This window comes from Ideonella sp. FW305-24 (assembly GCF_058788035.1).
This window is the reverse complement of sequence record NZ_JBYTAI010000003.1, coordinates 109,650-123,692: the sequence shown is the minus strand read 5'-3', so window position 1 is coordinate 123,692 and position 14,043 is coordinate 109,650. Positions and strand designations below refer to the sequence as shown.

The window sequence follows — 14,043 nt, the reverse complement described above, 5'->3', positions numbered from 1 at the left end:
CAGCTTGTTGCGCCGCGGGCGAGACTTCAGCAGCTGAAGTCGTTCTCCAGCAACGGCTGGGCCTTGATCACCTTGTCCAGAGCGACCAGTTGCGCCAGCAGCGTCTTCATGTGCTTGAGCGGCACGGCGTTGGGGCCGTCGCTGAAGGCCTCGGCAGGGTTCGGGTGCGTCTCCATGAACAGGCCCGCGACGCCCACGCCCACGCCGGCCCGCGCCAGCACCGGCACCATCTCGCGCGCACCACCGCTGGAGCCGCCGAGACCGCCAGGTTTCTGCACCGAGTGGGTCACGTCGAACACTACAGGCGCGCCGGAATTGCGCATCTCGGCCAGGCTGGTCATGTCGGCCACCAGGTTGTTGTAGCCGAAGCTAACGCCGCGTTCGCAGGCCAGGAAGCGATCTTCGGAAAGGCCCACCTCGCGCGCGGCGGCGCGGGCCTTGTCGATGACGTTCTTCATGTCCCAGGGCGCGAGGAACTGGCCCTTCTTGATGTTGACCGGCTTGCCCGATTGCGCGACCGCGCGGATGAAATCCGTCTGGCGGCACAGGAAGGCCGGGGTCTGCAGCACGTCCACGACGCTGGCGACCTCTGCCACCTGCGTCGCGTCGTGCACGTCGGTCAGCACCGGCAGGCCGGTCTGGCGGCGCACCTCGTCGAGGATCTTCAGGCCCGCCTCCATGCCGACGCCGCGCTTGGTGGTGCCGGACGAGCGGTTGGCCTTGTCGAACGAGCCCTTGTAGATCAGCGGAATGCCGAGCGCCGTGCAGGCTTCCTTCAGCTGGCCGGCCACTTCCAGCGTCAACTCCAGCCCTTCGATCGAGCAGGTCCCGGCGATCAGGAAAAACGGCTTGTCGAGGCCGACCTCGAATCCGGCGAGTTTCATGCGGTGCCCTTTTCGGCAGTGGCGGCGGACGCTGCGGCAGCTTGCTGCTGGTGGCTGATCGCCGCCTTGATGTAGTCCTTGAACAGCGGATGGCCGTCCCACGGCGTGGACTTGAATTCCGGGTGGAACTGCACGCCGACGAACCAAGGGTGCACCGTGCGCGGCAGTTCGACCATCTCGGTCAGCTTTTCGCGCTGGGTGATGGCCGAGATCACCAGGCCGGCCTGCTGCAGGCGGTCCAGGTAATGCTCGTTCGCTTCGTAGCGGTGGCGGTGGCGCTCGGTGACGACAGGGCCGTAGATGTCATGGGCCAGCGTGCCGGGCTTGACGTCCGAACTCTGCGCGCCCAGGCGCATCGTGCCGCCCAGGTCGGAGTTGGCATCGCGCTTCTGGATCGAGCCGTCGGCGTCCTGCCATTCGTCGATCAGCGCGATCACCGGGTGCGGCGTGTCAGGCTCAAACTCGGTCGAGTTGGCACCGGTCAGGCCGACCATGTGGCGGGCGTATTCGATGGTGGCCACCTGCATGCCCAGGCAGATGCCCAGGTACGGCAGCTTGTGCTCGCGGGCGAAGCGGGCGGCGGCGATCTTGCCTTCCACGCCGCGCTTGCCGAAGCCGCCAGGCACCAGCACGGCATCGAAGCCGCTGAGCTGCACGGCGGCGTTGGCGTCGTTCAGCTCTTCCGAGTCCACGTATTCGATCTTCACGCGCACATGGTTGTGCAGGCCGGCGTGGCGCAGCGCTTCGTTGAGCGACTTGTACGAGTCCGACAGCTCGGTGTACTTGCCGCACATCGCGATCGTGACTTCGCCCTTCGGATGCGCCACCTCGTGCACCAGGTTGTCCCAGGTGCGCAGGTCGGCCGGGCGGGTCAGCAGCTGCAGCTTCATGCAGATCAGCTCGTCCAGGCCCTGCTCGTGCAGCATGCGGGGCACCTTGTAGATGGTGTCCACGTCCCACATCGAGATCACGCCGTGCGAGGCCACGTTGGTGAACAGCGAGATCTTCTCGCGCTCCTCGGCCGGCACCTCGCGGTCGGCGCGGCACAGCAGCGCATCTGGCTGGATGCCGATCTCGCGCAGCTTCTGCACCGTGTGCTGGGTCGGCTTGGTCTTCAGCTCGCCGGCGGCCTTGATGTAAGGCACGTAGGTGAGGTGCACGAATGCGGTGTTGGTCGGGCCCATCTTCAGGCTGAGCTGACGCACCGCTTCGAGGAAGGGCAGCGACTCGATGTCACCCACCGTGCCGCCGATTTCCACGATGGCCACGTCGACCGCCTCGGGCGTGCCGAAGCCCGCGCCGCGCTTGACGTACTCCTGGATCTCGTTGGTGACGTGCGGGATGACCTGCACGGTCTTGCCGAGGTAATCGCCGCGACGTTCCTTCTCCAGCACCGTCTTGTAGATCTGGCCGCTGGTGAAGTTGTTGCTGCGCTTCATGCGCGTGGTGATGAAGCGCTCGTAGTGGCCGAGGTCCAGGTCGGTCTCCGCGCCATCGTCGGTGACGAACACCTCGCCGTGCTGGAACGGCGACATCGTGCCCGGATCCACATTCAGGTATGGATCCAGTTTGATGAGGGTGACTTTGAGACCGCGCGATTCAAGAATCGCTGCGAGAGAGGCCGATGCGATGCCCTTGCCCAGGGAAGACACCACACCGCCGGTGACGAAGACGAACTTGGTCATTTCTTGCAGCGCACGCGGTCTCGCCCGCGGGCCCGAAGACAGGCCGCATCACGGGGATGCACGAACGCTGTGGTGGTAAAAAGGCATTATACCGGGGCCTACCCGGCCGGGCGGTGCCGCGTGTTCAGGACATGCCGCGCAGCAGCTTCATCACTTCGTCGGCCGTGTCGTCCGGCCGCTCCATCGGGTACAGGTGCGTGCCTTCGAACCAGACGAAACGCTGCTTGGCCAGTGCCCGCGCGCCTTCGGTGCCACCCTGGCGCATTTCGGCCGACTGGGTGCCGGCAATGAAGCCCACGGGACACTGCAGCGGATGCTTGTGCAGCACCAGTCCCAGGTGATGCGGCAGCGTGTTGTAGATGCGGGTCTCGATCTCGCGCTTGAAGCCCAGCACGATGCGGGCCTCTTCGCGCACCGCCTCGGCCGCATCGGCCTCGACAAAGCCGGTGGCCACGTAGTCGGCCAGCACCCGCGGGTCCCAGCGGGCAAAAACCGGCTTGCCGGCGAAATGTGCATGCACTGCCTCGCGGCTGGGCCACTCATGGCGCCGCTTGACCGAGACCTTGCCGGGCGAAATGCTGGGCAGCAGGCCGCCCAGCTTGACCATTTGCAGGCTGTGGGCACGCCAGCCGGTGATCACCGGCGAGTCCAGCATCAGCAGGCCGCGCGCAAGTTCGGGCCGGCGGCTGGCCGCCATCAGGCTCAGCAAGCCGCCCAGCGAATGGCCAACCAGGAAGACCCTGCCTTCGGTTTCGCGTTCGACAAACGCCAGCAATTCGTCGCGCAGTGCGCGCCAGTTGCTGGCCACCGGATATTTCGGGTCGTGGCCCAGTCGCTCGGGCGCCTTGACCTCGAAACCCGCTGCGCGCCAGCGCTCGAACAGTACGCGGTACGTGCCGGCGCCAAACCCGTTGGCATGGGCGAAAACAATGGTGTCGGCCATCAGACGATCTTCTCGTCCGGCCCCTGGATCTTGCGCATCGGCTCGTAGCGATGGCTGGGCGTCAGCAGTGGATGCACCGCGTCGCCGCCGCCCCAGTGCGGATCGTCAATGCCCTCGAACACCTCGCGCAGCCGTTGGCCCCAGGTGTTGTGGATCATGCGGAAATACGGGTTGTGGTCGTCGATCACCGCGATGCGGTTGCTCTGCAGGCTGTCCTTCTCGTAGACCATCAGGTCCAGCGGCAGGCCGACCGAGAGGTTGGACTTCAGCGTCGAATCCATTGACACCAGTGCGCACTTGGCCGCTTCGTCCAGCGGCGTGCCCGGCGTCAGCACCCGGTCCAGGATGGGTTTGCCGTACTTGCTCTCGCCGATCTGGAAGAAGCAGGTCTCGCGCGTGGCCTCGATGAAGTTGCCGGCCGAATAGACCAGGAACAGCCGCATCGCCTCGTTGCCGATCTGGCCGCCGAAGATCATGCTGCAGTTGAAGTCGATGCCCGCGGCCTTCAGCGAAGGGCCGTCCTGGTCATAGACCCGGCGCACCGCGCTGCCCAGCACGCGCGTGGCCTCGAACATGCTCTTGGCGTTCCAGATCGTGATCGGCTCTTCGTCGCCGTTGGCCAGCTTCTCGACCTGCAGGATTTCCCGCACCGACTGCGAGATGCTCAGGTTGCCGGCCGACATCAGCACCATGAAGCGCTCGCCGGGCTGCTCGTACACGATCATCTTGCGGAAGGTGCTGATCGCGTCCAGGCCCGCGTTGGTGCGGGAATCCGAGAGGAACACGAGGCCGGCGTTGAGCCGGATGCCGACGCAGTAAGTCATGGAATTGCCCGCGGACCGGGAAATCGCTGAAACCGCGATTGTCCACGCTGGCCGGGACTTTGCCCGGCCGAGCATGCGCCTGGCGCGGGATCAGTCGGTCCAGGCCAACAGCTCGCACCCCAGGATCTGCTGCTGACCGTCCCGGTCCTTGACGTAGAAGCGGTTCGCATCGCCGCTGGCGGGCAGTGCGACCACGTTGCGGGCCTCCACCGGCACCCACCAAAGGTCACAGCTGCCCATGCAGCCCACGCCGTTGCAGAAGTGGCCGGTGTCCACGTCGAACGCCAGCGTGCGGCCGTCAGGTGACCATTTCGGGAAGTAGCTCATCGTGGTCTGCGTCACCCGGCCCAGGTTGCTGCCGTCCATCCCGGCCACCCAGATGTCCGCCTCGCCGCCAGTGGTGTTCGGGTTCTCCAGCCGCAGCGCCATCTGCGTGCCCTGCCGATTGACCCACACGCCGCCCACCTGGCGGCCGGGGGGCAAGCTCAACTGCCCGGCAGGCGTGTCGCCGCCATCCACCTGGCCGATGTGCATCGCTCCGCTGACGCTGACGGCCAGGTAGCGCCCATCCGGCAACCAGCTGATGTAGTCGTTTGCCGGGAATTGCTTGACCGTCGTCATGGTGCTCAGGTCCACGAAGATCCAGTCTTCCGGGGAAATGACGTCGTCGGCAATCGACAGCAGCAGCATGGACTTGTTGACCGGAGAAGGTGCGCCAACACGCAGGTAGCGGTTGGACGTGGCCGAGTAGAGGACGTTGCCGCTGGCCGTGTCCACCACCTTCAGCGTGGTGTATTCGTCGTAGCTGTTCCAGTCGGTCGTGGCGTACTGGCTGCCGTCCGGCCAGGGCCAGGCATCCAGTTCGGCGGTGACCTGCGAGGGCAGTGCGCCATCGGGCGAAGCGATCTGCGTGCCGTCGCGGAAGTCCAGCGCGTAGTCCTCGTGCCACAGCCGGCCGGAGACGGAAGGGGCCGGTGCCGGGGCAGGCGTGGGTGCCGGTGCGGGAGCTGGCGAAGGCGAGGGGGATGGGGCAGGCGAGGGCGAAGGGCTGGGCGCGGGTGCCGGGCCGCTGGTCGGCTCCGAGGTGTCGCTGCCGCCGCCGCCGCAGGCGGCGAGGCTGCAGGCAAGGGCCATCAGCGCGGCCATGCGTTGCAGGCGGCGGGCTGTGGAGAAAATGGCGGATCGGTTGTGCATGGCGTTGTCGTCCCTGAATCAGTCACGCCACCCCGGGTGAGGCGGCGGTGCCAAGGCTAGGCAGCGCACTGTTCAAATAACATGCTTGAAACTGAACCGTGAGCCCACCGCGTTGCGCCTTTCACCCTCCGACGAAGTGCCCGGCTGGACGCCGGCCGCCGACCTGTTGGTCACCGAGCCGGCCGCCATCGAGATCCTCTGGCTGCCGGACAAGCGCCAGCACCTGAAGCCCTTCCTGGGCCGCAGCGCGGACCTGGCCGGCGCCGCGGCCGAGCTGGGCATTGCCAAGCCGGCGATGAGCTACTGGATCAAGCGCCTGAGCGAAGCCGGCCTGATCCGCCCCGAGCGCGTGGAGAAGCGGGCGCGCCACCGCGTCACTTTCTACCGATGCGTGGCGGACCGTGTGCGCGTCAGCCTCGAACATGCGCCGATGGAAAGCTACGAGGCCGTCTTCGCGGACTTCTCGCAGCGCTGGCACGGCCAGGCCTTGTCGGCCATGTCGCGCTCGCTGGTGCGCCAGGCGCCCAGCCTGGAGCTGTGCCTGGCGCACACGCCTTCGGCGGGGTTGTTCACCACCATCCTGCCGCGCGAGGGCCACGCCCAGCCGCCGGACGACTTCCTCTATTACTGGTGCCGCCTCTGGCTCACCGAAGCGGAAACCGAAGCGCTGGCCCGCGAACTCAACGCTGTCTACGACCGCTACGGTGCGTTGAGCGACAAGGCCAACAAGCCGGTGTCCTCATTGATGCACCTCATCCACGTGCGCGAGCCGCGTTGAGCGATTCCTGCCGGGTGAAGGCCGGGCGTTTCAGCCCTGGCCCTGCGCCTGCAACTGCTTCAGGCGGTACAGCGCGTCCAGCGCTTCCTTGGGCGACATCGCGTCCGGGTTGATCGCCGCCATTGCCTGCTCCACGGCAGAGGCTTCGCGCACCGGCGAGGCAGCCGGCGCGGCGAACAGGTCCACTTGCGGGTCACCGGCGCGCGAGTTGGTTTCCAGCGCTTCCAGCGTGTGCCGCGCCTGGCGGACCAGCGCGGGCGGCATGCCGGCCAGCCGGGCGACCTGCACGCCGTAGCTGCGGCTGGCCGGGCCGGGCTCGATCGCGTGAAGGAAGACGATGTCGTCCCCGCTTTCGACCGCGCTGACGTGCAGGTTCAGCGCCCGCTCGTGCTTGCGCGGGAACTCGGTCAGCTCGAAGTAATGGGTGGCAAACAGCGTGAAGGACTTGTTGCGGTCGTGCAGCTGCGTGGCGATGGCCGAGGCCAGCGCCAGGCCATCGAAGGTGGACGTGCCGCGGCCGATCTCGTCCATCAGCACCAGCGAATGCTCGGTCGCGCCGTGCACGATGGCGGCGGCCTCAGTCATTTCCATCATGAAGGTGGACTGGGCGTTGGCCAGGTCGTCCGCGGCGCCAATGCGGGTGTGGATCGCGTCGATCGGCCCCAGCCGGCAGCGCCTTGCCGGCACGTAGCTGCCCATGGCCGCCAGCAGCACGATCAGCGCCACCTGGCGCATGTAGGTGCTCTTGCCGCCCATGTTCGGGCCGGTGATGATCTGCAGCTTGGTGCGCGTGTCCAGCCGGCAGTCGTTGGCGATGAAGTCGCCCGCGCCGGTCTCGGCCAGCCGCGCCTGCACGACGGGATGCCGGCCGGCCTCGATGTCCAGGCAGGGATGCGAGACGAACTCCGGCCGGCACCAGTCCAGCGTGGTCGCGCGTTCGGCCAGCGCCGCCAGCGCGTCCAGGCTGGCGAGGGCCCGGCCCAGCGCGGCCAGCGGCTGCAGCCAGTGCTGAAGCTGGTCCAGCAACTGCTCGAACAGCCACTTCTCGCGCGCCAGCGCGCGGTCCTGCGCCGAGAGCGCCTTGTCCTCGAAGGTCTTCAGTTCGGGCGTGATGAAACGCTCGGCATTCTTCAGAGTCTGCCGGCGCTGGTAGTCCAGCGGCACCCGGTCCAGCCCGGAGCTGGTGACCTCGATGTAGAAGCCATGCACCCGGTTGAACTGCACCCGCAGGTTGGTGATGCCGGTGCGGGCGCGCTCGCGCGTCTCCAGTTCCAGCAGGAAGGCATCGCAGTTCTGGCCAATGGCGCGCAACTCGTCGAGCTCCGCGTCGAAGCCGGTGGCGATCACGCCGCCGTCGCGCAGCAGGACCGCCGGCTCTTCGGCCACGGCGCGCGCCAGCAGCTGGCCCACGGCAGGGTCGGGTGACAGGTCGGCATACAGCGCGTCCAGCAGCGCGGTGCCGCGTGGCGCCAGCTCGCGCAGCGCCGGCTGCTGCGCCAGCGTCTGCCGCAGGCCGGAAAGCTCGCGCGGCCGCACCTGGCGCAGCGCCACGCGCGAGGTGATGCGCTCCACATCACTGATGCCGCGCAGTGCGTCGCGCAGCCGGTCAATGCCATCTGCCAGCATCTGCTCGATCGCCGCATGCCGGCCGCTGGCCAGCGCGCGGTCGCGCAGCGGGTGCGTCATCCACTGCCGCAGCGCGCGGCTGCCCATGCCGGTGCGGCAGGTGTCGATCAGCGACAGCAGCGTGGGTGCAGCCTCGCCGCGCAGCGTCTCGGTCAGCTCCAGGTTGCGGTGGGTGGCCGGCGGCAGCTCCAGCAGTTCGCTGCAGCGCTCCACCGTGAGCGTCTGTACATGGGCCAGTGCGCGGCCCTGGGTGTGTTCGGCGTAGCTCAGCAGCGCGGCTGCGGCCGCGTGGGCCGTGCCCAGCGCCTGTGCGTTGAAGCCAGCCAGGCTGCCCACGTTCAACTGCTCGCAGAGCTTGCGCAGGCCCAAGGCGCTGTCGAACTGCCAGGAGGGGCGCGCGGTGCGTGCCGCGCGGCAGGCCTGCAGGGCGGGGTGTGCGTCGTTCTCGCGGTCCAGCAGCAGCTCGGCCGGTGCCAGCCGTGCCAGCCAGCCCGGCAGTTCGCGCTCCACGCACTCGGTCACACCCAGCTGCCCGCTGGCCAGCCCCAGCCAGGCCAGGCCCCAGGTCTGGCGTTGGCGGGTGATGGCCAGCAGCAGCGTGTCGGCCCGGTCGTTCAGCAGTTCGCTGTCGGTCACCGTGCCCGGGGTCACCACGCGCACCACCTTGCGCTCCACCGGTCCCTTGGCCGTGGCCACGTCGCCCACCTGCTCGGCCACCGCTACCGATTCGCCCAGCTTCAGCAGCCGCGCCAGGTAGCCTTCCACCGAATGCACCGGCACGCCGGCCATGATGACCGGCTGGCCTGCGCTCTGGCCGCGTGTCGTCAGCGTGATGTCCAGCAGCCTGTGGGCCTTGCGCGCATCGTCGTAGAACAGCTCGTAGAAGTCCCCCATCCGGTAGAACAGCAGCGTGTCCGGGTGGTCGGCCTTGAGCCTGAAATATTGCGCCATCATCGGCGTGTGGCCTTCCAGCGAAGCTGGCGCAGGCCGCGGGCTGGCTGCGGTCTCGGTCTCGTCAATCATGGGGTGGGCGGGGATCAGGCGCGCGGAAGGCGCAGCGGCCGGGCCGCGAAGAAGCGGCTGGCGATCATCGCACAGAGGTTTTGGCTGCAGCCCCAGCGGTGCCCGTAGAACGACGCAGCGCGGCGCACAAAAGGAAGAGCCGCCTCTCGGGCGGCTCTTCCTCTCACCCCAGCGCCTGGTGGCGCTGAAGGCATGAGCTTAGTTGCGGTCGGCTTGCGGCGCGGGCATGGTTGTCGGCGTGTTGTCGATGGGCGCAGGCGCGCTGTTGTCGACAGGCGGACTGGTCTCGGGTGCCGGCGCGGCCGGGGCGGGTGCAGGCGCGGTATAGGCAACGGTGGCGGGCGGAGTGACCGTCACCACAGGCTGAGGGGCTTCGACCGTGGTGGTCGTGGTGCCGCTGCTCTGCGAGCCGGTGAAATCGCCAGGCGGCGGGACCATGGGCGTGGCCACCTGGGTGGCGTGCGGTTCCACGGCGGTCGGCGTGTCCGGCTGGACCGGCAGGTTCGGCTCGGATTGGGCGTAGGCCATCGACAGGGCACCAGCGACTGCAGCAGCGGTCACAACGGAGAGAAGCGTCTTGTTCGTCTTCATGGGGAACTCCTTGAGAGTCCGCGCAGGGCCTGCGCGGTGGGAGGAAAAGGGGCAACCGGTCGGAACCGGATGAACCAGAAGGTACGCCCCACCCACCAGCCTCGGTGTCAGGCGTTGCCAACAGGGTTTGTAGGTTTGGCGGACTGCTGACGTCGGTGATGGGCTCGCTACAGGCGTGTTGCGCCGCCGCCGTTGCCAATTGACAATCCAGCAAGCAATTGATTGCCAAAAGCAATCAATTTTCGTATCCTTCGGCCATGACTTCGCCTGACCGAATCGAAGCCGTGCGCGGCTTCAACCGCTTCTATACCCGTCGCATCGGCGCGCTCAACGAAGGCTTGCTGGACTCGGACTTCAACCTCACCGAGTCCCGCGTGCTGTGGGAGCTGGCGCACCTGCAGGAAGGCGCCGGCATCACCGGCACGGCGCTGGGCCGCCTGCTGGATCTGGATGTGGGCTACTTGAGCCGATTGCTGCGCTCTCTGAAGGAGCGCGGGCTGGTGGAGGCAAACCGCAGCGAGGCGGACGGGCGGCAGTCCTTGCTGCAGCTCACCGCCGCCGGCCGCCTGGCGCTGGCGCCGCTGGAGCAGCGCTCACAGGCTCAGGTGGGTGAACTGCTGGACCGGCTCAGCGATGCACAACAGGGCGAGTTGCTGCAGGCCTTCCAGCGCGTGCGAGACATGCTGGAGGAGCCAGGCAGCAAGCCGGCGAGAAACAGCTTTGTCCTGCGACCGCATCGACCCGGCGACATGGGCTGGGTGGTCTCGCGGCATGGTGCGCTCTATGCCCGCGAGTACCAATGGGACATTGGCTTCGAGGCCATGGTCGCGCGCATCGCGGCGGATTTCATCGAGCGCTTCGATGCGCGCCGCGAGGCCTGCTGGATCGCCGAGCGCGATGGCGTGAACATCGGCAGCGTTTGCCTGGTACAGGCGCGGGACGAAGCCACCGGGCAGCCGATCGAGGGCGTGGCCCAGTTGCGGCTGCTGCTGGTCGAGCCTTCCGCCCGCGGGCTGGGCCTGGGTGAGCGGTTGGTCGCCGAGTGCAGCCAGTTCGCGCGTGACGTCGGCTACCGCTCCATCCGGCTCTGGACCAACAGCAATCTCACCGTTGCCAAGCGCATCTACAGCAAGGCTGGCTATCGGTTCGTCGCCAGCGAGGCGCACCACAGCTTTGGCCATGACCTGGTGGGCGAGACCTGGACCTTGGATTTCTGAGCGCAAGTGTCTTGCCGCTTGCCCGAGGCAGCCCGCATGGGCGTGAACATGCCCGCCTTGGACGCTGGGGCATCCGTGAAACCCCGCAACCTGGATGCCCCCATAGGCATAGAATTTTCTGGCGACCCGCTCCCAGGCTGAACCCAGGTGCGTTCCAGGGCTTCGAGCGGTTGCACTTCGTGCTTTTTTGCGAGGAGCTTCACGTGCAAGTCTCACGTCGCCAGTTCATGAGAGTGACTGGCTCCACCCTGGCAGGCTCAAGCCTGGCCTTGCTGGGGTTCTCCCCGGCGACGGCGCTGGCGGAGGTGCGCCAATACAAGCTCGCCGCGACCACGGTCACGCGCCAGACCTGCACCTACTGCTCGGTCGGTTGCGGCATCCTGATGCATTCGCTGGGCGACGGCGCGAAGAACGCCAAGCGTTCGGTGATCCACGTCGAGGGCGACCCGGACCATCCGGTCAACCGCGGTACGCTTTGCCCCAAGGGCGCCAGCCTGCTGGACATCATCAACAGCCCGAACCGGCTGTTACACCCGGAAGTACGCGAGGCCGGCAGCGACGAGTGGAAGCGCATCAGCTGGGACGAGGCGAACGAGCGCATCGCCAAGCTGATGAAGGCCGACCGCGACGCGAACTTCGTGCAGAAGACGGAAGACGGGCTGACCGTCAACCGCTGGCTCACCACCGGCATGCTGGCGGCTTCGGCCTCCAGCAACGAAGCCGGCTACATCACCCACAAGATTGCCCGCTCCTGGGGCCTGCTCGCATTCGACAACCAAGCCCGTGTCTGACACGGCCCGACGGTGGCAGGTCTTGCCCCGACGTTTGGCCGCGGCGCGATGACGAATCACTGGGTGGACATCAAGAACGCTGATGTCATCCTGGTGATGGGCGGCAATGCAGCCGAAGCGCACCCCTGTGGATTCAAGTGGGTCACCGAAGCGAAGGCGCACAACAAGGCGCACTTCATGGTGGTGGACCCGCGATTCAACCGCTCCGCCTCGGTGGCGGACTTCTACGCGCCCATCCGTTCGGGCTCCGACATTGCCTTCCTCGGCGGCGTCATCAACTACCTGCTGACCAACGACAAGATCCACCACGAGTACGTCAAGGCGTACACCGACTTCAGCTTCATCGTGCGCGAGGACTTCAGCTTCGCCGATGGCCTCTATTCCGGCTACAACGAGGAGAAGCGCACTTACGACAAGGCCAGCTGGGACTACGAGCTGGGTGCTGACGGCTTCGTGAAGACCGACGCCACGCTGCAGCACCCGCGCTGCGTCTTCCAGCTGATGAAGGCGCACTACAGCCGCTACACGCCCGAGAAGGTGGAAAGCATCTGCGGCACGCCCAAGGCGAAGTTCCTGCACGTGTGCGAGAAGCTCGCCTCCACGGCGGTGCCGGGCCGCGCGGCGACCATCATGTACGCGCTGGGCTGGACACAGCATTCCATCGGCGCGCAGATCCTGCGCACCGGCGCGATGGTGCAGCTGCTGCTGGGCAACATCGGCGTGGCGGGTGGTGGCATGAACGCGCTGCGTGGCCACTCCAACATCCAGGGCCTGACCGACCTGGGCCTGCTGTCCAACAGCCTGCCGGGCTACATGACGCTGCCGCTGCAGTCCGAGCAGGACTACCAGAAGTACATCGACAGCCGCACGCAGAAGCCGCTGCGCGCCGGCCAGATGAGCTACTGGCAGAACTATCCGAAGTTCCACGTCAGCCTGATGAAGGCCTGGTACGGCCCGGCCGCCACGGCCGAGAACAACTGGGCCTACGACTACCTGCCCAAGCTCGACAAGCAGTACGACATGCTGCAGATCTTCGAGCTGATGAACCAGGGCAAGGTCAACGGCTACATCGCCCAGGGCTTCAACCCGCTGGCCGCGCTGTCGAACAAGGACCGTGTGCGCGACGGCCTGGCCAAGCTGAAGTTCCTGGTCATCATGGACCCGCTGGCCACCGAAACCTCCGAGTTCTGGAAGAACTACGGCGAGCACAACGACGTGGACCCGGCCAAGATCCAGACGACGGTCTTCCGCCTGCCCACCACCTGCTTTGCCGAGGAAGAAGGCTCGGTGGTCAGCAGCTCGCGGGTGCTGCAGTGGCACTGGAAGGCGGCCGAGCCGCCCGGCGAGGCGCGCACCGACCTGCGCATCATGGCCGGCCTGTTCCTGCGCATCAAGGAGCTGTATGCCAAGGAAGGCGGCACCTTCCCGGATCCGATGCAGAAGCTCTGGTGGCCGTATGCCAACGCCGAGGAGCCGACACCCGAGGAAGTGGCCAAGGAGTACAACGGCCGGGCGCTGGCCGACCAGGTCGACCCCAAGGACGCCACCAAGGTCACGCGCAAGGCGGGTGAGCAACTGGCTGGCTTTGGCGAGCTGAAGGACGACGGTTCGACGATGAGCGGCTGCTGGATCTTCACCGGCTGCTGGACGACTGCCGGCAACCAGATGGCCCGGCGCGACAACAGCGACCCGACCGGCATTGGCAACACGCTGAACTGGGCCTGGGCCTGGCCGGCGAACCGCCGCATCCTCTACAACCGCGCCTCCTGCGACGAGGCAGGCAAGCCCTTCAACCCCAAGCGCAAGCTGGTGAGCTGGAGCGGCAGCGCCTGGACCGGGGCGGATGTGCCGGACATGGGCGCCACGCTGGCACCCGAGACGGGCGCCGGACCGTTCATCATGAACCCAGAAGGTGTGGCCCGCTTCTTTGCGAAGAAGGGCATGGCCGAAGGCCCGTTCCCCGAGCACTACGAACCCTTCGACACGCCGCTGGGCTACAACCCCATGCACCCGAAGCACCCGAAGGTCACCAGCTCGCCGGCGGCCCGGGTCTTCAAGTCGGTGTGGGAGACCTTTGGCAAGGCCGCGGACTTCCCGCACGTCGGCACCACCTACCGCCTCACAGAGCACTTCCACTACTGGACCAAGCACGCGCTGCTGAATGCCATCACCCAGCCCGAGCAGATCGTCGAGATCGGCGAGGCGCTGGCGCAAAGCATCGGCGTGGTGGCTGGCGACCGCATCAAGGTCTCGTCCAAGCGCGGCTACATCAAGGCGGTGGCGGTTGTCACCAAGCGCATCAAGCCGATGCAGATCGAGGGCAAGACGGTGCACCACGTGGGCATTCCGATCCACTGGGGCTTCAAGGGCGTGACCAAGCCCGGCTTCCTGGCCAACACGCTGACGCCTTTCGTGGGTGACGGCAACACCAACACGCCCGAGTTCAAGACCTTCCTCGTGAAGGTCGAGAAGATCGCCGCTTGAGGA

Annotated in this window: 10 protein-coding genes; 3 read left to right on the top strand and 7 right to left on the bottom strand. The window is 66.9% G+C overall.

Translation table 11 applies throughout. The features are described from left to right. Window positions 1-26: 26 nt before the first annotated feature. The 5 genes from kdsA to AC3WR5_RS09310 form a co-directional block, all read right to left on the bottom strand. A complete protein-coding gene (kdsA, locus tag AC3WR5_RS09330) occupies window positions 27-884 on the bottom strand; it encodes a 3-deoxy-8-phosphooctulonate synthase (RefSeq protein WP_141287564.1) in 858 nt (285 codons plus the stop codon). After that, window positions 881-2,569: a CTP synthase gene (gene pyrG, locus AC3WR5_RS09325; protein ID WP_141287563.1), complete on the bottom strand. Its 1,689-nt coding sequence runs from the start codon at window positions 2,567-2,569 to the stop codon at window positions 881-883. The genes kdsA and pyrG overlap by 4 nt, the downstream gene beginning before the upstream one ends. Window positions 2,570-2,693: 124 nt before the next feature. Beyond that, the gene (locus AC3WR5_RS09320) at window positions 2,694-3,512 is read right to left on the bottom strand and encodes an alpha/beta fold hydrolase (protein WP_492483767.1); all 819 of its coding nucleotides are present in this window, start codon (window positions 3,510-3,512) and stop codon (window positions 2,694-2,696) included. Continuing rightward, window positions 3,512-4,336, bottom strand: coding sequence for a proteasome-type protease (locus AC3WR5_RS09315; protein ID WP_141287561.1), 825 nt, complete (start codon window positions 4,334-4,336; stop codon window positions 3,512-3,514). Before AC3WR5_RS09315 ends, AC3WR5_RS09320 begins: the two co-directional genes overlap by 1 nt. Before the next feature lie 90 nt (window positions 4,337-4,426). Then, window positions 4,427-5,530 (bottom strand): TolB family protein, encoded by a 1,104-nt coding sequence (locus tag AC3WR5_RS09310; protein WP_492483764.1) that lies wholly within the window; start codon window positions 5,528-5,530, stop codon window positions 4,427-4,429. Window positions 5,531-5,615: 85 nt separating this feature from the next. Here AC3WR5_RS09310 and AC3WR5_RS09305 point away from each other — a divergent pair, with 85 nt between their 5' ends. Next, a complete protein-coding gene (locus AC3WR5_RS09305) occupies window positions 5,616-6,308 on the top strand; it encodes a hypothetical protein (RefSeq protein WP_492483762.1) in 693 nt (230 codons plus the stop codon). Between the two features lie 30 nt (window positions 6,309-6,338). Here AC3WR5_RS09305 and mutS read toward each other — a convergent pair whose 3' ends face one another. After that, on the bottom strand, window positions 6,339-8,957 hold the full coding sequence (gene mutS, locus AC3WR5_RS09300; protein ID WP_492483760.1) for a DNA mismatch repair protein MutS: 2,619 nt from the start codon (window positions 8,955-8,957) through the stop codon (window positions 6,339-6,341). A gap of 198 nt (window positions 8,958-9,155) precedes the next feature. Further along, on the bottom strand, window positions 9,156-9,548 hold the full coding sequence (locus AC3WR5_RS09295; RefSeq protein ID WP_492483758.1) for a hypothetical protein: 393 nt from the start codon (window positions 9,546-9,548) through the stop codon (window positions 9,156-9,158). 257 nt (window positions 9,549-9,805) lie between these two features. On the opposite strand from AC3WR5_RS09295, the gene AC3WR5_RS09290 reads away from it, so the two are divergent. Then, the gene (locus AC3WR5_RS09290; protein ID WP_492483756.1) at window positions 9,806-10,765 is read left to right on the top strand and encodes a bifunctional helix-turn-helix transcriptional regulator/GNAT family N-acetyltransferase; all 960 of its coding nucleotides are present in this window, start codon (window positions 9,806-9,808) and stop codon (window positions 10,763-10,765) included. A gap of 227 nt (window positions 10,766-10,992) precedes the next feature. Then, window positions 10,993-14,040 carry a formate dehydrogenase-N subunit alpha gene (gene fdnG, locus AC3WR5_RS09285; protein ID WP_492484565.1) on the top strand — a complete coding sequence of 1,016 codons (3,048 nt, stop codon included), beginning with the start codon at window positions 10,993-10,995 and terminating at the stop codon, window positions 14,038-14,040. The last annotated feature ends 3 nt before the right edge of the window (window positions 14,041-14,043 follow it).